A 22,586-nucleotide genomic window follows, 5' to 3' on the forward strand; every position below is an offset into this window, starting at 1 on the left:
GGGTGGGATGCGCGGAACCATCGACATCGGGATCGAGTTGGGCAACACGGCCGGCGCCATCGCCGTGGCCGAGGACGGCGGTGTCCGGGTCCTGAGGAACAACGAGAACCGGGAACGGACGCCGTCCGCGGTGTTCATGCCGCGCCCGGGAAGGACCGTCGTCGGCCGCGTGGCCCGCGAGCGGCTGGCGGCGTCTCCGGATGACGCCTACGCCGGGTTCGTGGACACGCTGGGCACGGCGGGCGGCGAGTACCGTTTCCACCGGGCGGGCGTCACCCGTACCGCCGGGCAACTGACCGCCGAAGTGCTGAAGTCGCTGTGCCGGGACGCCTTCCACGAGCTGGGCGAGCCGCCGGCCGCGGCCGTGATCACCGTGCCCCCGTCGTTCACGCCGGAGCAGCACGACGCCACCCGCGCGGCGGCGGTGCTCGCCGGGCTGAGCGAGGACTGCCCCCTGCTCCCCGAGCCGGTCGCGGTCGCGCTCGCGTACGGTACGGACGGCACCGCTCCCCGCGGCCACCGGATGGTCTTCAGCCTGGGCAGCAGCGGCTTCACCGCCTCGCTCGTCGGAGAGCGGGACGGGGAACTCCGGCTCGTGGGACACACCGGTGACCCGCACCTGGGCGACAGGAACATCGGCTGGGCCATCGTCGACGAACTGCTCGCGCCAGCCGTCGCATGCGATTTCGCGCTCCCGGACTTCGCCCGCGGCAACGTGCGGTGGCGGACGAACTTCGCCAAGCTCAGGGCAGCCGTGGAGGCGGCCAGGACCGAGCTGTCGCGGGCCGGGGAGACGGCGCTGTTCGTCGACCTCAGGACCGACGGCGGCGAGGAGACGTTCTCGTACACCCTGACCCGCGGGGCCCTGGACGACCTCGCCCGCCCCTTCTACGCCCAGGCCGTCAGGCTCTGCCGGCACCTGCTGGCCGAGCACTCGCTGCGCCCCGAGGACGTCGACCGGCTGCTGCTGGCCGGTGGCGCCACCCTCGCCCCGGGGCTGCGCGAGCTGCTGGCCGATCCGCGCGACGGCCTCGGCATCCGGGTCGACCACAGCCAGGACCCCACCACCGTGGTCGCCCGCGGCGCCGCCCTGCACGCCGGCACCGTACCCCTGCCCGCGGCTTCGCCGGCGCCCGCCCGGGACGAGGTCGCCGGTCTGCTGCGCGAGACCCGGGACGCGCTCGGCCGCTGCACGGGCCTGCTCGACCACGCCGGTCCCGGCCTGCCGGACCGACTCCGGGCCGCGGTGGCCCTGTTGCGGGAGACGGTCGGCCGGCTCGACGACGACCTCCGCCGCGGTGCCGCCGCCGAGTGGCACACCGCCCCCGCCTCCCGCACCCGTGCCCTCGCGCTGCTGCGCCGGCTACGGGACCGGCTGGCTGAACTCCACGACGCGCTGACCGGGGACGCCTGCGGTAAGAGCGGGAGACCGGGACCCCTTGGGACCGGTCCCGGACCGGTCCTGCCATAGTCATGCCCCGCCCGACCGACGGGGCCCCTTCAGCAGACACGAGTGGGTGAGGATCGTGCAACAGCGCTACCCGCGGGACCGCGTGGCCGACTGGTGGCGGCAGTGGAAGCACCCGCGGGAGTTCCGCGTCGCCCCGGAGCGGCTCGACGCCGACCAGCGCGAGCAGGTCGCCGCCCACCTCACGTCGCTCGACGCCGCGCTCGCGGATCTCGCCGCCGCCAGAACCGCCGCCCGCGAGGCCGCCGTCGCCGCGCCGGACCCCGCGGCGCAGTTCGACACCGGCCGGCTCGCGGAGGCTGCCACCGGGGTGTGGAAGGCGCAGCGCAAGCTGGACCAGCAGGACGCCGCGCCGCAGAAGTCCTCCAGGCAGATCAGCAAGAGCGTGCGCACGGCGCGCGAGGCGCTGCAGGACGGCATCGAGCTCAAGATCAAGGACCACGACGGGGAGGACTACGACCCCGGTCTTCCGCTGAAGGTCCTCTCCTTCGAGGAGGACCCGTCGCTCACCCGCGAGGTCGTCCTCGAAACCTTCAAGCCCACGATCCACTTCCGCGGCGACCGCATCCAGATGGGCGAGGTCGTCGTCGGCAGGCCGCCTCGTCACTGACTCGCATGCGCCGCCGGCCGCCGGACCGGCAGGGAGAACAGATGCGTGAAACCATCGACTTCGGGATCGACCTCGGGACCACGAACAGTGAGATCGCGGTCTTCGAGAACGGCAGATCCCGGATCATCAAGAACAACGAGAACTGGGACTACACGCCGTCCGCGGTGTGGATGCCCAAGCCGGGGATGATCCACGTCGGCCGGCGGGCCCGCGAGCGGGTGGAGGCCGACCCGGACGACGCGCACGCCGAGTTCAAGCTCCAGATGGGCCTCGCGGACGCCGCCTTCGCCTTCCGCCGGGCGGGCGTCTCCCTGGCGCCCGAGCAGCTCTCGGCCGAGGTGCTGAAGTCGCTGCGCCGGGACGCCGCCCACGACTTGGGGGAGCCGCCGACGGCGGCCGTGATCACCGTCCCCGCGTCGTTCGCGCTGAACCAGTCCAACGCCACCGGCAAGGCGGCCGCGCTGGCCGGGCTCGGCGAGGAGTGCCCGCTGATCCACGAGCCGAACGCCGCCGCGCTCGCCTACGGCGTGGACAACGCCGCGGAGTCCGCGTACTGGATGGTCTTCGACCTGGGCGGGGGCACCTTCGACGCGGCGGTGATGAGCAAGCGGGACGGGGAGCTGCAACTGCTCCAGCACGCCGGCGACCCGCACCTGGGCGGCAAGAACATCGACTGGGCCATCGTCGACGACCTGCTCGCCCCCGCCGTCGTACGCGAGCTGGGGCTACGGGACTTCACCCGCGGCAACGCGCGCTGGCGCACGAACTTCGCCAAGCTCAAGGCCGCCGCCGAAGCGGCCAAGATCGAGCTGTCGCGGGCCGGCGAGGCGGAGCTGTTCGTCGACCTCAAGGTCGACGGCGACGAGGAGACGTTCTCGTACACCCTGACCCGCGGCGCCCTGGACGACCTCGCCCTCCCCTTCTACACCCAGGCCGTCAAACTCTGCCGGGAGGCGCTGACCCAAGGTTCGCTGCGTCCCGACCACATCGACCAACTGCTGCTGGTCGGCGGCGCCACCCTCGCGCCCGGGCTGCGCGAGCTGCTGGCCGACCCGCGCGAGGGCCTCGGCATCGGCATCGACCACAGCCAGGACCCCACCACCGTGGTCGCCCGCGGCGCCGCGATCTTCGCGGGCAGCGTACGCCTGCCGGCCCGGCCGCAGCGCCCCACCGCCGGCGCGTTCACCGCCGAGCTGATCTACGAACCGCAGTCGCTGGACACCACCGGGGTCCCCGTCGCCGGCAAGCTGCGCAGCGCCGACCCGGTGGACTGGACGCGGTACAGCGTCACCTTGCGCAGCCCGGGAGGCGGCTTCGAGGGCGCGCAGGTCTCCCTCGACGCGAACGGCGGCTTCTTCACCACCGTCGCCATCGAGTCGGAGACCACGACCCGCTTCACACTGGAGCTGACCGACGCCGCCGGAGTCCGCCAGCAGCTCACGCCGGACACGCTGTCCCTGACCCACACCCGCACCCTGCCGGCGGGTCCCGTCCTCACGCACTCGCTCGGCATCGGCAAGTACGACGGCACCTACGGCCCGATCGTGCGGAAGGGGGCGACCCTGCCGGTCAACGGCAGCAACAAGTACCGCACGACCATCGCCCTGACCCGGTCCGACCCGGACGCGGTCATCCGCATCCCCCTCCTGGAGGGCGAGGACCCCGACGCCAAGAACAACAAGGAGGTCGGCGAGGTCTCGTTCCGCCGCGGCGACCTGCGCTACGACCTCCCGGAGGGCAGCGAGGTCGAGGTGACCTACGAGGTCCGCACCATCGGGCAGGCCAAGGCCATCGTGGAGACGATGGACACGGAGTTCGAGGCCGACGTGCGGCTCCAGGGCGGCCGGCCGGAGCACGGGGAACTGGTGGCCGGCCTGGACCGGCTGGAGCAGCGGGTGCCCGATCTCGGGGTACGGGCCCGGGAGTCCGGGTCCCCGGGTGCCGGGGAAGTCCTCCGGGAGATCGCCGAGGACATGGGGCGGCTCCGTAAGCAGGTCGACAACGCGCGCACCGACCCGGGCACGGCACTGGAGTGCGACCAGTGGCTGCGGAACCTGCACGCGCAGCTCGACGACATCGAGCGCGAGTCCATCGAGGTCCCGCGGCTGATGCTGGAGCTGGGAGACGTGCTCAAGGAGTGCGAAGGGCGGCTCAGGCGCGGCGGCGGCGCGGCCGAGCGGCAGGAACTGGAGCGGCTGCGCGGCCTGGTGAACCGGGCCATGCAGGGCGGCGACAGCCACCGCGTCGCCGAGTTGGAGCGGCTGCTGCAGCGGGCGAAGGAGCTGTACATGGAGATCCTCCACACCACCGGCCAGTTCGAGTACACGCTCTTCGAGGATCTGTCGGCCGCCAGCGACCTGATGCAGCCGCGCGCCAAGGCGAAGGCCCTGCTCGCCGAGGGCGAGCGCGCCTATGCCGGGCGGGACCAGTCCGCCCTGTCGGACGTGAACCGCCGGCTCATCGCGATGCTGCCCGCGGAGGCCAGAGAAGCGCAGGCCCACAAGGGGCTGGACCCCCGGGGCGGTGGGCTCCGGTGACCACCACGGAACCCGCCCGGCAGCCGCTGCCCGGGCCCCGGCGGGAGCCGGCCGGCGACACCGCGCTGCGGGTCGAGCTGACCGTGGCCCGCGCCACCGCGGCGGCCAGGGCCGGCGATCTGGACGCGGCGCTGCGGGAGCTGGCCGGGAACGACGACCCGGCGGTCACCGGCCACCGGGAGGTGGCGGACCTGCGGGCCCGTATCCACGCCCAGCGCGGCGAGCTGGACGAAGCGGAACGCTGCTGGCGGCGCCTGCTCGACGACCATCCGGACGACTCGTCGGCCACGGCCGGGCTGGAGCGGATCCGGCGGTTCCGCCGGACGGGCCCGATGGCCGCGTTCGACCGCAGGCGCCACCGGCTCCTGCCCGCCGCGGCCGTCGTCCTGTGCGCCGGAGCCGTCACGGCGGCGGCCTGGGTGCTCCCCGGCGACTCCGCCGACGGCTCCGGCGACCGGCCGGCCGACGTCTCGGCGTCGGTGGCCGGGGCGGAGCAGCGTGCGGAGAAGGACGCACGGCAGGAGCTGGCCGCGGAGCGGGAGCGCACCGCGGCCGCCGCGGAAGCCCGCCGGGAGGAAGCGCTCGACGCCCTCGCCGACGCGGTCCGTACGCCCGGGATCCGGCCCGTGCGGCACGAGGACTCGGTGGAAGTGGTCTTCGAGCAGGGCCTGTTCTCCCGGGCGGCGGAGCTGACCGACGCCGGCGCCGCGGACCTGGCCCGGCTCGGCACGGTACTCGGCCGGGACGAGGACACGCGCATCGAGGTGTTCGGGCACATCGCCGACGTCAGCGAGGCGCCCCCGAGCGGCGGTTCCGACACCTCCGTGTGGCGGGCCATGGTCGCCGCCCGCGCGCTCAGCGACGCCAGCGGCCGGCCGCTGACGGCCTTCACAATCGCCAGCGCCGAGCAGCGGGACGCCCCGTACGCGACCGACGCGCGGAACCGCACGGTCACGGTCGTCCTCACCCCCCGCACCGCCCCGTGACACGGCGCCCGCGCCGTCCACCCAGCAGCCCGAGGAGGTTGCCTTGCAGAGCGGCACCGCACCGGTGGCCATCGAGCGCCTTCACGAGCTCACCGGCCTGGAGCTCTACCGGCGCAACGCGTTCAGGCTGACCGGTCTCCCGACCACCGCCACGCGCCAGGCGATCCGCCGGTGCCGGCAGCGGATCAACACGGCCGTACGCGCCGGGGTGGACATCCCCGCCGCGGGCGAGCTTCCCGTGCCCGGCCGCCGGAGCGCGGAGCGGTACGGTGCGGTGTTCGACGTCATCGACCATCCGCAGCGCCGGATAGTCGACGAGCTGTTCTGGATCTGGGACGCCCCGGACGGCGGCTGCGGCTGCGACCCCGCGCTGCACGAGGCGCACGACTCCGCGGTACGGGCCCACGCCTGGGCCCTGGACGAGGAGCTGGACGGCCGGGCGGCGCCCCCCACGGGCGAGCCGAGCTGGGGGGCCGCCGCCGCGGGCTGGCGGCGGGCGCTCGCACACCCGGGCTTCTGGGGTCACGTGAAGCACCGCATCACCGCGCTCGACGACGTCAGGGTCGGCCTCGCGGCCGTGCCCGTCCTCGAAGGCGAGGTCCGCCGCACCCTGGTCGCCCCCATGGCGGAACTCGCCACCGGGGGAAGCGCGCCGCAGCGGGTGACGGCGCTCTTCGGCGCCTGGTCCTGGGCCGGCGGCAACCTGCTCGGGCAGGCGGTCGAGGGCCGGGTGGAGCCGGTCATGGAGTCCGTGCGGACCGCGCTGGACCGCGCCCGCGCGCTGCACACCGAGGACCCCGCGGCCGCCGCCGCGATCGTCGAGAAAGACGTGCTGCCGCGGCTGGACAGCCTGCGCGACTTCGACGGCGAGGGCGTCCGCCGCTCCGTCGCCAAGCTGCGGGAGCGGACGGCCCTGACGCTCAACAACTGCGCCATCTCCACCGACGGCGGCACGCCGCTGCCCGCGGCGGAGGCGGCCCGGCTGCTCGACCTGGCACTCGGGCTGACCGAGACCGAGGAGACGCGCGCACTCGTCGCGGACAACCGGGAGCATGTGGAGTACCTGGCGCTCCTGCCGGCCATCGACAGGGTGTACTCGCTCCTGGAGGAGGCCGAGAGCTGGAAGGCCGCGGAAGCGCTGCGGAAGGAGGTCCTGCCGCTGCTCATGGAGCTGCGGATGAGCGACGACAAGGAGACGCGGGACAACGCGGCCAAGTTCACCGACGTGGTCGCGATCCTGCTCGACCACTGCGCCCTGGCGCTCGCCGGCGACAGCTCGTCCGCCGCCGTGCGTACGCGTGCCGAGTTCCTCGACGAGGCATGGGAGCTGGCGGAGACCCGCGGGACCCTCAAGCTCGTCAGGAAACACCGCCGCCAGGCCGCCAAGCAGGCACGCATCGCCCCGTACTCCGACGCGTTCAGGCTCGCCGTGTCCGGCGTGGAGCGCGCGCAGCGGCTGCTGCGCGACAACAAGCCGGCCCGCGCCGCCGCGGAGATCGAGAGCCACGTGGTGCCGCACATCGACAAGCTGGCCGGCTACCGTGCCCGCAAGCTCCGGCGCCCCTCCGCCAGGCTCGTCGACCAGACGGCGATCCTGCTCAACAACTGCGCCCTGGCGCTCGACCCGGTCAGAACGTCCCCGGAGGAGAGCAGGCGGCTCCTGTCCGTGGCGCACCGGGTGGCCAGGAAGCGGAAGACGCGCGCGCTCATCATGAGGAACCGCGCCGCGTCCCTCCACAGGTACACGGACCACCGGCTGAGCAGCCTCCCCCCGTCCATCCAGCAGATCATCCGGCGGATGCCGCCGGAGAAGCAGGCCGAGTACCTGTCGCGACTCCGGAAGCCCTGGTGAAGGGGCCCGTGCCGCTGGACGCCTGCCCCGTGAGCCCTGCGCACGGAGCAGGCGTCCCGGCACGGTGATCAGAGCCAGCCGGGGACCACGAGGATGAGCCACGTGGCGGCCGGTGCTACGAGCACCATGCTGAACCCCCAGCGCATGAGCCCCTTGTAGACCGCGTCCCGCGTCTCCTCCGTCGCGTTGGCGACGGTGAGCGCCCCGCTGGTGGAGAAGGGACTGGAGTCGACGACCGAGGACGAGATGGCGAGGGCGGTGATGAGCCCGACCGCGCCGACGGCGTCGACACCGGTGAGGAAGGGCACGGCGAGCGGGATGAGCGCGCCGAGGATGCCGGTGGTGGAGGCGAAGGCGGACACCGCGCCGCCGATGAGGCAGATGACGAGGGCGGCCACGAGGGGTGCGCCGATCCCGGTGACCTCGTTGCCGAGCCATTCGATCGTGCCGATGTTCTCCATCAGGCTGACGTACAGCACGATGCCGCAGACCAGCAGGACCGTCGGCCAGGCGATCTCGTTCACGCAGCCCTTGGCCGAGGCAGGCGACAGCAGGGTCAGGACCGCGGCCACGGTGATGGCGACCATGCCGACGTTGAGGTCGAAGAACAGGGCGCCGACCGCCAGGCACAGCAGCCCGGTCAGGGTGAGGATCCGGTCGCGGTCCAGAGTCAGGACCGGATCCGGTGCGACACCCGGCGTGGCGGGCGCGGGTGCGGTGACGGTCGCCGTGCCGGTGCCGTCCGGCCCGGCGGAGGCAGTGGCGCCGGGGGCGCGGGGACCGGCGGCGGCTGTGCCCCCGGGGTTCGCCCCGGGCTCCGTACCGGGGTCCTCGCCGTCTCCCGCGCGGCGGCCGAGCAACTCCCGGCCGCCCCACAGGGCGAAGGCGACCAGGCTGATGACGAGGTTGAACGCGAAGGAGGCCAGGAACAGCAGCGTGGGGTTCCCGGGCAGATCGGCCTTCTCGACGACGCCGTTGGTGATGCCGCCGAAGATGCTCATGGGTGAGAAGCCCCCGGCGCTGGCCCCGTTGATGATGAGCAGGCCCATCAGCAGTGGGTTGATGCGATAGCGAACGGCAAAGCCCATGCCGATCGGGGCGATGATCGCAACCGCCGCCGGCACCACGGCGCCGATGGCCGTGAGGCAGGCGGTGACCAGGAACATCACCCAGGGGATCAGGCCGATGCGCCCGCCAACCGCCCGGATCGCGCCGTGCACGAGCCAGTCGACCGTGCCGTTGTTCTTGGCAATCGCGAACAGGAAGGTGACACCGGTCAGGATGACGAACAGGTCGCCGGGGAAGCCGGCGAAGACCGCGTCGGTCTTCTCTTCCGCATCCGCCCCGTCGAGGACGGACAGGCCCAGGACGAAGGCGGCGACGATGGCGAGGACCCCGAGGTTCACCGGCCGCACGGTGGCGACGAGGAAGATGCCCGCGAGGACCAGGATGGAGACGAGTTCAACAGACAAGGAAACCTCCCGATACGGGGATGGCAGGGGTCTGTTCCGTTCCACCGGACGGCTGTGCGCCGGGCCCAACGCGCCACCCACGGCTCGCACGGATCAGGTCGAGGTTTCCGCCATGCGAGATCAAGGTTTCATTACTGCCCTCCGGCTGGCGGTGAGTATGAGCTGCATCACAGCCGGGGGTCAAGGTCCGCGTCACGCGCCGTTACGGGCTCCCGCCGTCGCGCCGGACGCCGACCACCGCTCCCGCCAGGGCTTTTGACGCCGGACGTGAGGCCGCCCGGCCGCCGAAAGACGTCACACCCCGTCGGTGCCCGGCCCGCCCGCCGCCTCCGGGCGCCCGGGAGAGCCCAGTTCCGCAGCCACCTGCCGTGCGGCGTCACGCACGAGCGCGCCGTACCCGGCCCGCAGTTCGCCGGTCATCCTGCTGGTCGGCACGTTGACGCTGATGCTCGCGACGGGCAGCCCGGAGTCGCCGGTGACGGCCGCCGCGACGGCGGACACGTCGGCGCGCCACTCGCCGCCGTTGACCGCGTAACCCCGCTCGCGGATGTCGCGCAACTCCGCCAGCAGGCGGGCCGGATCGACGATCGTCGCGTCCGTGTAGCGGGTCAGCCCCTTGCCGACGTAGCTTTCGATCACGTCCGCGGGGCTGGCGGCGAGTACGGCCTTGCCGTTGGCCGAGGCGTGGAGCGAGAGGTTCATCCCCAGCGGCATGACGATGCGCACCGGCTTGGACGTCTGGAGCCGTTCGAGCAGCACCACCTTGTCGCCGCCCTCCGGGATCGTGAGATGGACCGTCTCGTCGGTGCGGCGGCGCAGTTCCTCCATGATCGGCACGGCCGTGTCCCGGAGGCTCAACTCGCTGGTGGCGCGCCGCCCGACGTGCAGCGCCTTGGTGGTGACCGCCCAGCGCGTGGACGCCTCCCCGACCTGCCGGATCCAGCCCGCGGTGTGCAGTGTGACGAGCGCGCGCTGCACCGAACTCTTGGGCATCCCCAGCGCCCTGGCCAGGTCGGCGACACCGGCCGGCTGCCGGACGGCGACCTCCTCCAGCACCCGCAGCGCATTGAGCACGCTCTGCATCCGTTGACGCCCCTCCCGGCCGCTCCTATGCTCCCCGTGTCGCATGACGGTACAGCGTGCCACGATGCGGCACAACCGAGGACGGCAATCCGACGGGAGCCCGACCGTGACCCTGCGCACCGGCCGCCACTTCCTCCAGATCCCGGGGCCGACGAACGTCCCCGACCGGGTGCTTCGCGCGATGGCCGCGCCCACGATCGACCACCGCGGCCCCGAGTTCGCCGCCCTGACGCGGCGGCTGCTCAAGGCGCTCGGCCCGGTGTTCGGCACCTCGGGCCCCGTGGTGATCTATCCCTCGTCGGGCACCGGGGCGTGGGAGGCCGCGCTGGTGAACACACTCGGCCCCGGTGACCGCGTGCTCGGCTTCGAGACCGGCCACTTCGCCGTGCTCTGGCGGGACATGGCCCGCGGTCTGGGCCTCGACGTCGACTTCGTCCCCGGCGACTGGCGGCACGGAGTGGATCCGGCGACCGTCGAGAGCCGGCTGTCCGCCGATACCTCCCACTCCGTCAAAGCCGTCTGCGTCGTCCACAACGAGACGTCGACCGGCGTCACCAGCCGCGTGGCCGACGTGCGGCGGGCGATCGACGCGGCGGGCCATCCGGCGCTGCTGCTCGTCGACACCGTCTCCTCGCTCGGCTCGATCGACTACCGGCACGACGAGTGGGGGGTGGACGTCACCGTCGCCGGATCGCAGAAGGGCCTGATGCTGCCGCCCGGGCTGGGCTTCAACGCCGTCAGCGCCAAGGCACTCCAGGCCGCGCGGACGGCCGCCCTGCCCAGGTCCTTCTGGGACTGGCAGCCGGTGATCGCGGCGAACGAGCGGGGGTTCTTCCCGTACACACCGGCCACCAACCTCCTCTACGGGCTGGCGGAAGCGCTGGACATGCTCCGGACGGAAGGGCTGCCGCAGGTCTTCGCCCGCCACGCCCGGCACGCCGCCGCGACCCGGGCCGCCGTGCGCGGCTGGGGCCTCGAGGTGCTCTGCGCGGACGAACGCGAGCACTCCGGTTCCCTCACCGCGGTGCTCATGCCGGAGGACCGCGACGCCGACGCCGTACGGAAGATCATCCTGGAGCGCTTCGACATGTCGCTGGGCACCGGCCTCGGCAGGCTCGGCGGCCGGGTCTTCCGGATCGGGCACCTGGGCCACTTCAACGACCTGACCCTGGCCGGCACCCTCGCCGGCGTGCAGATGGGGCTCGAACTGGCCGGCGTCCCCGTCGATCCCGCCGGTCTCACCGCCGCGCTGGACGTGCTGCGATGACCGCCCAGGACAGCGGGCCCCGGGCCGCCCCGGCCCAGGGGGCGAGCACCTCGCACCGCGAGCTGGAGCGGGACCTGCGGGCCGGCCTCGAAGGCGAGGTCAGGTTCGACGACTACACGCGGCACGTGTTCTCGCGGGACGCCAGCATGTACGCCATCACCCCGGTCGGCGTCGTCTTCCCGCGGCACGCCGAGGACGTGGCGGCGGCGGTACGGGTCGCGGCCGGCCACGGCGTGCCGCTGGTCCCGCGCGGCGCCGGAACGAGCCTGGCCGGGCAGACGGTGGGGCCCGGGCTGGTGCTGGACCTGTCCCGGCACCTGAACCGCATCGTGGCGATCGACGCCGAGCGGCGCACCGCCCTGGTCGAACCCGGTGTCGTCCAGGACCAGTTGAACCGTGCGGCGGCCGCGCACGGCCTCGTCTTCGGGCCCGACACCTCGACCAGCAACCGCGCCACGATCGGCGGGATGATCGGCAACAACTCGGCCGGCAGCGGCTCGCTCCGCTACGGAATGACGATCGACCACGTCCGGGAGCTGGACGTGGTGCTCTCCGACGGCACCGGGACCCGGCTGGGGCCGCTCGACCCGGCGGAGTGGTCCCGCCGCGCGGCCCTGCCCACGCTGGCGGGCGAGATCCACCGGCGCCTCCCGGAGATCGTACGGGCCCACGCCGGCGCCGTCGCGGACGGCTTTCCCCCGTTCTGGCGCCGGGCCTGCGGCTACCGGCTGGACCGCGCCGCCGGGCAGGAGCGGCCCGACCTGGCGAAGTTCGTCGTCGGCTCCGAGGGCACGCTGGTGGTGACCACCCGCGCCCTGGTCGACCTCGTGCCCAAGCCGCGCCGCACGGTCATCGCCGTGGGGCACTTCACCTCGACACCCGCGGCGATCGCCGCCACCGAGGACGCCCTGGCCTGCGACCCGGCCGCGGTCGAGCTGATGGACCGCACCATCCTCGACCTCTCGCGCCGGAAGATCGAGTACGCCGCCCTCGGCACCCTGCTGGCCGGCGACCCCGGCGCGCTGCTCTTCGTGAACTTCTCCGGGGACGACGAGGCCGAACTGCACGCCCGGCTCGACGAGCTCGTCACGCTGTGGGCGGAGCACGGCCACGGCTACCACGTCCTGCAAGCCGTCACGCCTGAGCAGCAGCACGCGCTGCTCAAGGTGCGCAAGTCGAGCCTGGGCCTGCTGATGGCCGCGAGCGAGGGCACGCGGCGCCCGCTGGCGTTCGTCGAGGACACCGCCGTCCACCCGGCGCAGCTCGCCGACTACACCCGCCGGTTCAAGGACGTGCTGGACCGGCACGGGCTCAACGCCGGTTTCTACGGGCACTGTTCGGTCGGCTGCCTGCACATCCGCCCCTTCGTGGACGTCGCCGATCCCGCCGAGGTGACGAAGATGCGGGCCGTCGCGGAGGAGATCAAGGACCTGGTGACGGAGTACGGCGGCGTCAACTCCAGCGAGCACGGCGACGGGCTGGCCCGTAGCGAGTTCAACCGGTCGCTGTTCGGCGACGAGCTGTACGAGGCCATGCGCGAGGTCAAACAGCTCTTCGACCCCGGCAACGTGCTCAATCCCGGCAAGATCGTGGACGCCCCGCCGATGACCGAGAACCTGCGCGACGCCGCCCTGCCCCCCGCGCCGCCCCTGCGCACGCACCTGGACTTCGAGGTCGTCGGCGGCATGCGCGGCGCGGCCGACCGCTGCATGAACATCGGCCTGTGCCGCAAGAGCGACACCGGGGCCATGTGCCCGTCCTACATGGCGACACGGGAGGAGGAGCACTCCACCCGCGGCCGGGCCAACGCTCTCGTCAAGGCCCTCTCCGAGCCGGACCCGCGCCGTGCGCTCGGCGACGAACGGCTCCACGAGGTGCTCGACCTGTGCCTGATGTGCAAGGCGTGCAAGAGCGAGTGCCCCCTCGGGGTGGACATGGCCACCCTCAAGAGCGAAGCCCTCGCCCACCACCACGATCTCCACGGAGTGCCGCTGCGCTCCCGGATCTTCGGCTCCATCAGGCTGCTGAACAAGCTGGGTTCCGCGACCGCGCCGCTGTCCAACCTGCCGGGCAGGCTGCGTCCGCTGCGCCTGCTCGCCGGCCGCCTGCTGGGCATCGCGCCGCAGCGGCCTGTGCCCGCGTTCCGGCGGCAGAACCTCGTCCGGTGGTTCCGCCGCCGGAGGGCGGCGGTCCCGCCGGGCACCCGGGGGCGCCTCACCTTCCTCGCCGACTCCTTCACCACGTACACGGAACCGGACATCGGCCGGGCGGCCATCGAGCTGCTGGAGCGCGCCGGCTGGCGGGTCGAGCTGGCGAGCGGCGGCTGCTGCGGCAGGTCGAGCCTGTCCAAGGGCCTGCTGGACCAGGCCAAGAGCCAGGCGCGGGCGCTGCTCGACGCGATCGGCGAGACGGCCGGGCCCGGTTCGCCGATCGTCGGCTGCGAGCCGTCGTGCCTGATGACCCTGCGCGACGAACACCGCGCGATGCTGCCCGACGACGCCCGGGTGCGGGATGTCGCGGACCGCGTGCGCCAGGTGGAAGAGCTGCTGCTGGAAGCGGTCGACGAGGGCCGGCTGACGCTCGCGGGGAACTCCTGGCTCGCCGGGCGCAGACTGCTCTACCACGGGCACTGCCACCAGAAGGCCGAGGTGGGCACGGCCGCGACGGTGGAACTGCTGAGCCGTATCCCCGGTGTCCGGGTGGCGGAACTCGACGCCGGCTGCTGCGGGATGGCGGGCTCGTTCGGCTACGAGTCCGAGCACTACGAGCTGTCCATGACGGTCGGCGACGACCGGCTCTTCCCCGCCGTCGCCGCGGAGCCGGAGGACACCGTCGTCGTCGCCACGGGCACCTCGTGCCGCCAGCAGATCGTCCACGGCACCGGGCGCACCACCTGGCACCCGGTTCAGCTCATCCGCGAGGCACTGGCCCCGGACGCGTGACCGGGGCCACGACCGCTCGTGACCGGTCCGGGGGCAGGCGTTGTACAGCCGTGATCTGTTACGGACAACCCTGACCGTATTCGCGCGGTCATATGTGCATGTCGCGTCTCCCCATGGTGCTTGCCTTTCCCCGTGTGCTCCGCCACCTGCGCTCCGTCGGCGCCTCGCTGCCGCCGGTGACCCGACTGAGCCTGGGTCGCCCCGATCCCGTACTGCGGCCGGTACTGGCCGCCGCGTGGGAGGGCGACCACGGCCCGGCGCGCGAACTGCTGGCCGACACCCGTCGGCGCCGGGCGTGGGAGCGGCGGGACATGTGCGTGGGCAAACTCGCCGACGTCGCCCTGGCGCGGCCCCGGTGGCTGGAGATCTGGCTGGAGAAGGAGGGCGACGACCCGGACGCCGCCCTGGTCTCGGCGGACCTGCAGATCTGCCGCGCCTGGGAGGCGCGGACCGGCGCGCGGGCCAAGCACGTCTCCCGCGAGCGGTTCGCCGAGTTCTTCCGGATCCTGAACGAGGCCAGCCCGGTCATCGACAGGGCGGCGGAGCTCAACCCCGGTGATCCGGTGCCCTGGCGCGTCGCCCTCCAGCACGCCCGCGGCGCGCAGGCCCCCCGCGCGGTCTTCGACCGGCTGCTGCTGAACGTCATGGACACCGACCCCGACAACTACCGCTGCCACGCCAACGCCCTGCAGTTCCTCTGCGCCAAGTGGTACGGCTCGCACGAGGAGATGTTCGACTTCGCCGAGACCGCGGCGGCCCGGGCCCGGCCGGGCCGGCTGCTGGCCGCGCTGCCGGTGGAAGCGGTGACCGAGTACCTCACCGAACACCCGCTCGGCCGCGGCCCGTTGCCCCGGCAGCGGGTGCACGCGGCCGTGGACCGGGCGCTGGAGGTCTGCGCCGGCTACGAGCCGGGCGACCCGGCGGCCGCCGGCGTCCGCAACCACCTGGCCCTGGCGCTGACCCGCTGCGGGCGCTGGGAGGAGGCGGCTGCGGCAGTTCGAGCTGATCGGGACGGACGTACGGGAGTTTCCGTGGGCGTACGTGGACGGGGAGAACGAGGTGCGGGGCTTCGCGGACGTGCGGGAGAACACCCGCGTCCAGGTGGCCAAGGCGGTGCCGTTCTTCTCCCGCTACCGCCCCGCGGCCTAGCGCCCGGCGGCCCGACGCCGCAGGGCAGCAGGGCCGGCGTACATGGCATCCCTCCCCGGGCCGGCCGTTATGACCGGTCCTGCCGGGCGGTGCCGCCGTCCTCTTCCGTGCGGTCGCGGGCGCCGTCGGGGTCCGGTGGCGGCGCGGCATCCGGGGGCCGTCCGCCCGGGTCCGGTGCGGCGCCTTCGCGGGGGTCCGTGCCGTCGTGCCTCGTGAGGTTGCGTACCGACGTCTCCAGGCTCCGTACCTGGTCGGCGAGGGCGGGCCCGGCGGGGCTCGTCCTCTCCCGCAGCAGCGACTCGACCTGCACCAGTCGCCAGGTGACATCGCTGAGCCGTTCCCCGAACCCCGCGTCGCCGCCCTTCTCGGCGAGCAGCAGCCGCTGCAACTGGTCCGCCTGCACGGCGAGCTGCCGATTCTTGCGGTGCAGTTCCAGGAAGACGTTGACCTTGGTGCGCAGGATCCAGGGCTCGATGGGCTTGGCCAGGAAGTCGGCGGCGCCCACCGCGTAGCCGCGGTAGGCGTAGTCGGGGTCGATGCCCTGGCCGGTGAGCAGGATGATCGGGACGTCCTTGGTCTGGTCGAGGCGCTTGATGTTCGCGGCGGTCTCGAAGCCGTCCATCCCCGGCATCAGTATGTCGAGCAGGACGACGGCGAACTGCTGGCGCAGCATCGCCTTCAGGGCCTCCTCGCCGGAGTGGGCGAACACCACGCGCTGGCCGAGCGGACCGAGCACGGCGGCCAGCGCGACCAGGTTCTCCTCCATGTCGTCGACGACGAGGATGCTCGCCGGGTCCGGGGCGGGCGGCGGGGTGGGAGGGGTGGCGGCGGTCGTCATGCGGCCCGTCCCGGTGCCGCCGGGTCGTCACCCCGCGAGTCTCCGGCCGAGTCACCGGCCGCATCGCCGGTCGAGTCGCCGGCCGGGCCGCCGTCCTCGGCCCGGCCGCCCGCCCGCTGGTCGTGCGACTCCAGTTGTTCGTAGATCTCCGTCAGCAGCCGGTCGACGTTGACCGGCTTGGGGACGTAGCCGTCCGCACCGGACTCGATGGCCTTCTCCCGGTCGCCGGGCATGGCCTTGGCGGTGAGGGCGATGATCGGCAGACCGGCGAGGCGCGGCGTGGCGCGGATGGTCCTGATCACCTCGTAGCCGTCGACCTCCGGCATCATGATGTCCATCAGCACCAGCGAGATCTCCGGGGAGCGGTCCAGGACGTCGAAGCCCTCGCGGCCGTTCTCGGCGTACTTCACGGAGATCCCGACCCGGCCCAGCATGTGCGTCAGGGCGAACACGTTGCGGATGTCGTCGTCGACGATGAGCACGTGCCGTCCGGTCAGCACCCGCCCGGGGCGGCCGCTGAGCCACTGCCGCAGCCGCGTCGTCTCCGGCCAGGTGTCGGCCCGTTCCCGGTCCGCGGGGGCCTCCGTACCCGCCACTTCGGGAGCCACCGCCTCGGCACCAGCGGCTTCGGCGCCGGGGGTCCGCTTCGCGGTACGGGCCGCCTCGCCCTCCGCGGCGGGGGCGCGGCGGGCGGGCGTCGCGGGCCGCGGCTCGCCCCCGCGCGGCCTCTCGCCCCGGCCGCCCCGCGGTTCGCGGCGGTCCTCGCCTTCCTGCCGCTTCCCCGGGCGGCGCGGCTCCGCCGGTTCGAGGGCCGGCGTCGCGCTCCCCGAGGCCGCCGCAAGTGCCTTGCCTGGCAGGTGCGCCGGTACGTACAGGGTGAAGCGCGAGCCCACGCCCTCCTCGCTCTCCGCGTCGATCCGCCCGCCGAGGAGGCCGGCGATCTCCCGGCTGATGGACAGGCCGAGCCCGGTGCCGCCGTACTTGCGGTTGGTGGTGCCGTCGGACTGCTGGAACGCCTCGAAGACCACGTCCAGCTTCTCCGCCGGGATGCCGATGCCGGTGTCCTTCACGGAGAAGGCGAGCACCGTCTCCGCGTCGCGCAGCGTGTCCTCCGTGAACTCCTCCGACGGGACCCGCTCCACCCGCAGTTCGACCCCGCCCCTGCTGGTGAACTTCACCGCGTTGGACAGGAGGTTGCGCAGCACCTGCTGGATGCGCTGCTGGTCGGTGTGGAGCTCGGCCGGCACGTCGTCGCCGACGGTCACCTCGAAGCCCAGCCCGCGGTCGACCGTCAGCGGCCGGAACGTGGCGCGTACGTAGTCGAGCAGTTTGGCCAGCGGGATGCGCTGCGGCCGTACGTCGATCCGGCCCGCCTCCACCTTGGACAGGTCCAGGATGTCGTTGATGAGCTGGAGCAGGTCGGAGCCCGCCTGGTAGATGGTGCCCGCGAACTCCACCTCCTGGTCGGACAGCCGCCCGTCGGCGTTGTCGGCGAGCAACTGGGCCAGGATCAGCAGGGAGTTCAGCGGGGTGCGCAGCTCGTGCGACATGTTCGCCAGGAAGTCCGACTTGTACTGGGACGACGTGGCCAGCAGCGACGCCTTCTCCTCCAGCTCCGCGTTGGACCGCTGCAGTTCCTCGGAGCGGGTGCGCAGCTCGGAGGTCAGCCGCTGCGACTGCGACAGCAGCGCCTCGGTGCGGGCGTTGGCGAGGATGGTGTTGAACGAGACGCCGATGGTGTGCGCGAACTGGTCGACGAACGTCAGTTGGATCTCGTTGAACTTGCTGAACGACGCCAGCTCGATGACGCCCAGCAGCCGGTCCTCGAAGAGGATCGGCAGGATGAGGATGCTGGAGGCCGGGGCCGAGCCCAGGCCGGACTCGACGGTCACGTACTGCTTCGGGGCGTCCTCGATCAGGATCCGCTTCTTCTGCTGTACGGCCTGGGCGATCAGCCCGCGGATCGGGGACTCCGACTGGAGGTCCTCCCGGCCGCGGCCGCCGACCCCGTAGTCCGCGATGAGCTCCAGGCCCTCGCCGTCCGCGGCCGCGGTGTCGACCCGGAAGAACAGCTCGGAGTGCGCGTTCACCAGCGGCGCCAGCTCGCGCAGGATCAGGTCGGCGACCTCCACCATGTCGCGGTGGCCCTGCATCAGTCCCGCGATGCGGGTCAGGTTGGACTCCAGCCAGTCCTTGGTACGGGTGGTCTCGCGCAGGTTGGACACCATGCGGTTGACGTTGTTCTTCAGGTCGGCGACCTCGCCCTGCGCCTCCACGGTGATGGAGCGCGACATGTCGCCCTTGGCGACCGAACTGGCCACCTCGCCGATGGCGCGCACCTGCGTGGTGAGGTTCAGGGCCAGTTCGTTGACGCTCCTCGTGAGCCGCTTCCAGTTGCCGGACACGCCCTCGACGCGCGCCTGACCGCCGAGGCGGCCCTCGCTGCCGACCTCACGCGCCACGCGGGTCACCTCGGAGGAGAACGACGACAGCGTGTCCACCATGGTGTTGAGGGTCGTCTTGAGTTCGAGGATCTCGCCGCGGGCGTCCACGTCGATCTTCTTCGACAGGTCACCGTTCGCGACCGCCGTGGCGACCTGGGCGATGTTCCGCACCTGCGACGTCAGGTTCGACGCCATGAAGTTGACGTTGTCCGTCAGGTCCTTCCACACCCCCGACACCCCGTGCACCTGGGCCCGTCCGCCGAGCTTTCCCTCGGTGCCGACCTCGCGGGCCACCCGGGTGACCTCGTCCGCGAAGTCGCGCAACTGCTGCACCATGCTGTTCACGGTGGTCTTGAGTTCGAGGATCTCGCCGCGGGCGTCCACGTCGATCTTCTTCGACAGGTCACCGTTCGCGACCGCCGTGGTCACCAGGGCGATGTTCCGCACCTGCGACGTCAGGTTCGACGCCATGAAGTTGACGTTGTCCGTCAGGTCCTTCCACACCCCCGACACGTCCCTGACCTGCGCCTGGCCACCGAGGTTCCCGTCGGTGCCGACCTCGCGGGCCACGCGCGTGACCTCGGATGAGAAGGCCGACAACTGGTCGACCATGGTGTTGAGGGTCGTCTTGAGTTCGAGGATCTCGCCGCGGGCGTCCACGTCGATCTTCTTCGACAGGTCACCGTTCGCGACCGCCGTGGCGACCTGGGCGATGTTCCGCACCTGCGACGTCAGGTTCGACGCCATGAAGTTGACGTTGTCCGTCAGGTCCTTCCACACCCCCGACACGTCCTTCACCTGCGCCTGACCGCCGAGCTGGCCGTCGGTGCCGACCTCGCGGGCCACGCGCGTGACCTCGTCGGCGAACGCCGACAACTGGTCCACCATCGCGTTCACCGTGCTCATGAGCTGGCGGATCTCGCCGCGGGCGTCCGCGGTGATCTTCTGGCTGAGGTCGCCGCGCACCACCGCCGTGGTCACCTGCGCGATGTTGCGGACCTGGGAGGTCAGGTTGGACGCCATCAGGTTGACGTTGTTCGTCAGGTCCTTCCACACCCCCGACACGTCCCTGACGTGCGCCTGACCGCCGAGCATGCCGTCGGTGCCGACCTCGCGGGCCACGCGGGTCACCTCGTCGGCGAACGCCGACAACTGGTCCACCATGGTGTTCACCGTGAGCTTCAGCTCCAGCAGCTCACCCGCGGTCTCCACCGTCACCTTGCGGGTCAGGTCGCCGCTGGCCACCGCGGTGGTCACGGCGGCGATGTCGCGCACCTGCTGGGTCAGCCGGGAGGCCATGGTGTTGACCGCCTCGGTCACCGCGCGCCACGAGCCGGACAGCCCGCGCACGCTGGCGCGGCCGCCGAGCCGGCCCTCGGTGCCCACCTCGTGCGCGACGCGCATCACTTCGCCGGTGAAGGTGGACAGGTGGTCCACCACCCGGTTGAGCCCCATCCCCAGGCTGCGCAGGTCGCCGTGGAGCTGGCGGGTACCGACCCGTAGCTCCATGTGCTGGTTCAGGTCCCCCTCGGCCACCGCCTCCAGCACCCGGGTGGCGTTCGTCATCGGCATGGCCAGCGCGTCGAGCAGGTCGTTCGCGTCGTGCACGATCTGGGCCCAGTCGCCCTGCCCGGTGCTGGCGGAGATCCGCTCGTCGAGCACGCCCTTCCGGGCCACCACCCCCCGCACCCGGCGTACCTCGGACGCCAGATGCTCGTTGCGGGCGGCCACCCGGTTGAACGCCTCGGCCACCTCGCCCAGCACGCCCTCGCCGTCCTCCGGCACCCGCGCCGAGAAGTCGCCGTCGCGCAGCGATCTGAGCGCGACCAGCAGCGGGCGCAGGTCGGCGGTGGGCGCCGACTGCTTCTCTCGATCCTCCATCACGCCCATCCCTGCGCGCTCCCTGCGTGGCCTGCGGCCGGGCGGACGCTCCGGATCCGCTCCTCACCTCAAGAGGCTTTTGTCTACTATATTAGATTTTGTCGGAATAGGGATGGTGAAGGCACAGCAGACCGCCTCCCCCACGGCACCGGCAGTCACACAGGCAGGAGCCATTCGTGCAGGCCGTCTCTTCTGGCGACGGGCCCGGCGCGCAGGACGGGTCCGGCGTACGTACGGAACTCCCGGCCGACCGGCGGTCGCCGGCCCGGGCCCGGGCATTCGTGCGCGCCGTGATCACCGAGCGGGCGCTGGCGACCTCCTCGCTCGGCCCGCGCACCGAGGAGCTGGCGGACGACGCCGCGCTGCTCGTCGGCGAGCTGGTCACCAACGCGCTGATCCACGCCGGCACCCCGATGGAACTGCGCTGCCGGGTGGAGACGGACCCGGAGTCGGACGACGCGCTGACCGGCGCCCGGATCGACGTGTACGACCGGCAGCCGACCGCCACCGTGCCGGGCGCCACCGACGGCACGGGCAGCGGCCGCGGCCTGGGACTCCAGATCGTTTCCACCCTCTCGGACGCGTGGGGGGTCACCTACCGGCACACCGGGAAGGCGGTGTGGTGCCGGCTCGCCCTCCCCACCGCGGGCGAGACGACGGTGCCGGTCGGCCCGCTCAGCCCGGTGCTCTACCAGCAGCTCCAGGCCACGGAGCTGGCCCACCCCCTCGCCCGTACCGAATACCGCGGCCAGGCAGGGGGCGGCGGGGGCGGCCGCGGCGGGACGCTGCTCGCCGAGGCCAGCGAACTGCTGGCCGGGCAGCTCGACGAGAACATGGTCGCCGCCCTGGCGACCCAGCTCATGGTGCCCCGGCTCGCCGACTGGTGCGCCGTGTGGCTGCTCGGGGAGGACGGCGGGATGCGGCTCACCAGCGTCTGGCACGCGGACGAGCAGCGCATCGCCCCGCTCCGCGGCGACCTGGAGCCGGAGGCGCCGCCGCCGAAACTGTGGACCACGGGCACCCCCTGGCCCTGGCCGCAGAGCGCCGGTACGGAGGACGGCGGGTCGGCGCTGGCGTTCTCCCTGGTCTCCGGCGGGACGTACCGCGGCACCCTGCTGATCGGGCAGGCGGGACCGCCCGAGATCACCGACTCCGTGGCCCACATCGTGGAGGACGTCTCCCGCCAGGTCGCCCAGGCTCTGGCCACCGCCCGCCAGTACACCCGCCAGACGAGCATCAGCCGGGCGCTCCAGCGCCGCCAGCTCCCGTCCACGCTGGGCAGGCTGCCCGGCATGGAGTCGGCGATCGTCTACGAGCCCCACGCCAGCGGGCAGACCGTCGGCGGCGACTTCTACGACCTCTTCCCCACCGGCGACGGCCGCTGGTGCTTCCTCCTGGGCGACGTGCAGGGCAAGGACGTCGAGGCGATGTCGGTCACCGGCCTGACGCGCCACCTGGTGCGGCTGCTGGCCCGCGAGGGCCACGGCGTGGAGTCCGTGCTGCGCTGGCTGAACGCGATGATGGCCGAGGACGCCGCGGAGGCGGTGAGCGCCAGGGGCGAGGCGGCCCGGCCCCGCTTCCTCAGCATGGTCTACGGGGAGCTGACCCCCGACCCCAGCGCGGGCGGCGCGCAGTGCCGGCTCGCCAGCGCCGGGCACCCGCTGCCGCTGCGGATGACCGCCGAGGGGGAGGTGGGCTCCGTGGTCCGCTCCCAACTGCTGCTCGGCATCGACGAGGACGCCGAGTTCAGCGCCGACACCTTCCGGCTCGCCCCCGGCGAGACCCTGCTGTGCGTCACGGACGGGGTCACCGAGCGCCGCGACGGCCAGCGTCTCCTCGACGACGGCAACGGCCTCGCCGCGATCCTGCGCGACTGCGCCGGCATGGGCGCGATGGCGGTGGCCGAACGGGTCCGCCAGGCCACCCACGACTTCAGCCCCGAGCCGGTCGAGGACGACCTCGCCGTGGTCGTGCTGCACGCGGAGGCCCCGGCGCGGTGAGCCGCGGCCGCGCGCTCCCGCGCCGCGCTCCCCGCCGGGGCCTGCCCCGTCCTCGCC

The 22,586-nt window shown here is 72.8% G+C and carries 11 protein-coding genes and 1 pseudogene; 8 read left to right on the forward strand and 4 right to left on the reverse strand.

Features of this window, described 5'->3' with window-relative positions; genetic code table 11:
* Positions 1–7 precede the first annotated feature (7 nt).
* From ACFYVJ_RS14235 to ACFYVJ_RS14255, 5 genes are read left to right on the forward strand one after another with little or no spacing between them, the layout of a single operon-like run.
* Positions 8–1,471 (forward strand): Hsp70 family protein, encoded by a 1,464-nt coding sequence (locus tag ACFYVJ_RS14235; protein WP_388890535.1) that lies wholly within the window; start codon positions 8–10, stop codon positions 1,469–1,471.
* Between the two features lie 46 nt (positions 1,472–1,517).
* On the forward strand, positions 1,518–2,078 hold the full coding sequence (locus ACFYVJ_RS14240; RefSeq protein WP_388890537.1) for a hypothetical protein: 561 nt from the start codon (positions 1,518–1,520) through the stop codon (positions 2,076–2,078).
* Between the two features lie 41 nt (positions 2,079–2,119).
* A complete protein-coding gene (locus ACFYVJ_RS14245) occupies positions 2,120–4,615 on the forward strand; it encodes an Hsp70 family protein (RefSeq protein WP_388890540.1) in 2,496 nt (831 codons plus the stop codon).
* The gene (locus ACFYVJ_RS14250; protein WP_388890543.1) at positions 4,612–5,601 is read left to right on the forward strand and encodes a hypothetical protein; all 990 of its coding nucleotides are present in this window, start codon (positions 4,612–4,614) and stop codon (positions 5,599–5,601) included. Before ACFYVJ_RS14245 ends, ACFYVJ_RS14250 begins: the two co-directional genes overlap by 4 nt.
* Before the next feature lie 43 nt (positions 5,602–5,644).
* Positions 5,645–7,453 (forward strand): hypothetical protein, encoded by a 1,809-nt coding sequence (locus ACFYVJ_RS14255; RefSeq protein WP_388890546.1) that lies wholly within the window; start codon positions 5,645–5,647, stop codon positions 7,451–7,453.
* A 68-nt stretch (positions 7,454–7,521) separates the two neighbouring features.
* Here the strand turns inward: ACFYVJ_RS14255 and ACFYVJ_RS14260 are convergent, their stop codons facing one another.
* Positions 7,522–8,925 (reverse strand): SLC13 family permease, encoded by a 1,404-nt coding sequence (locus ACFYVJ_RS14260; RefSeq protein WP_388890549.1) that lies wholly within the window; start codon positions 8,923–8,925, stop codon positions 7,522–7,524.
* A 294-nt stretch (positions 8,926–9,219) separates the two neighbouring features.
* On the reverse strand, positions 9,220–10,008 hold the full coding sequence (locus ACFYVJ_RS14265; protein WP_388890551.1) for an IclR family transcriptional regulator: 789 nt from the start codon (positions 10,006–10,008) through the stop codon (positions 9,220–9,222).
* A 106-nt stretch (positions 10,009–10,114) separates the two neighbouring features.
* Between ACFYVJ_RS14265 and ACFYVJ_RS14270 the strand changes: the two genes are divergently transcribed.
* Both ACFYVJ_RS14270 and ACFYVJ_RS14275 read left to right on the forward strand, forming a co-directional pair.
* On the forward strand, positions 10,115–11,275 hold the full coding sequence (locus ACFYVJ_RS14270; protein ID WP_388890554.1) for a pyridoxal-phosphate-dependent aminotransferase family protein: 1,161 nt from the start codon (positions 10,115–10,117) through the stop codon (positions 11,273–11,275).
* Positions 11,272–14,217 carry an FAD-binding and (Fe-S)-binding domain-containing protein gene (locus ACFYVJ_RS14275; RefSeq protein WP_388890556.1) on the forward strand — a complete coding sequence of 982 codons (2,946 nt, stop codon included), beginning with the start codon at positions 11,272–11,274 and terminating at the stop codon, positions 14,215–14,217. The genes ACFYVJ_RS14270 and ACFYVJ_RS14275 overlap by 4 nt, the downstream gene beginning before the upstream one ends.
* A 1,300-nt stretch (positions 14,218–15,517) precedes the next feature.
* Here ACFYVJ_RS14275 and ACFYVJ_RS14280 read toward each other — a convergent pair.
* Together ACFYVJ_RS14280 and ACFYVJ_RS14285 are read right to left on the reverse strand one after the other, a co-directional pair.
* Positions 15,518–16,204, reverse strand: a pseudogene (locus tag ACFYVJ_RS14280) (two-component system response regulator); the annotation flags it as partial.
* Positions 16,201–20,529: a HAMP domain-containing protein gene (locus tag ACFYVJ_RS14285; RefSeq protein ID WP_388890559.1), complete on the reverse strand. Its 4,329-nt coding sequence runs from the start codon at positions 20,527–20,529 to the stop codon at positions 16,201–16,203. The gene ACFYVJ_RS14285 and the pseudogene ACFYVJ_RS14280, both read right to left, overlap by 4 nt.
* Positions 20,530–20,705: 176 nt before the next feature.
* Between ACFYVJ_RS14285 and ACFYVJ_RS14290 the strand changes: the two genes are divergently transcribed.
* The gene (locus ACFYVJ_RS14290; protein ID WP_388890562.1) at positions 20,706–22,529 is read left to right on the forward strand and encodes a SpoIIE family protein phosphatase; all 1,824 of its coding nucleotides are present in this window, start codon (positions 20,706–20,708) and stop codon (positions 22,527–22,529) included.
* Positions 22,530–22,586 lie beyond the last annotated feature (57 nt).

The sequence above is a fragment of the Streptomyces sp. NPDC004134 genome (assembly GCF_042874195.1).
GTDB lineage: Bacteria > Actinomycetota > Actinomycetes > Streptomycetales > Streptomycetaceae > Streptomyces.

Excerpts from the sequence above, each read along its gene's own strand:
- ACFYVJ_RS14235 (WP_388890535.1), top strand. The coding sequence starts at position 8 with ATGCGCGGAACCATCGACATCGGGATCGAGTTGGGCAACACGGCCGGC.
- ACFYVJ_RS14245 (WP_388890540.1), top strand. The coding sequence starts at position 2,120 with ATGCGTGAAACCATCGACTTCGGGATCGACCTCGGGACCACGAACAGT.
- ACFYVJ_RS14265 (WP_388890551.1), bottom strand. The coding sequence starts at position 10,008 with ATGCAGAGCGTGCTCAATGCGCTGCGGGTGCTGGAGGAGGTCGCCGTC.
- ACFYVJ_RS14275 (WP_388890556.1), top strand. The coding sequence starts at position 11,272 with ATGACCGCCCAGGACAGCGGGCCCCGGGCCGCCCCGGCCCAGGGGGCG.
- ACFYVJ_RS14285 (WP_388890559.1), bottom strand. The coding sequence starts at position 20,529 with ATGGAGGATCGAGAGAAGCAGTCGGCGCCCACCGCCGACCTGCGCCCG.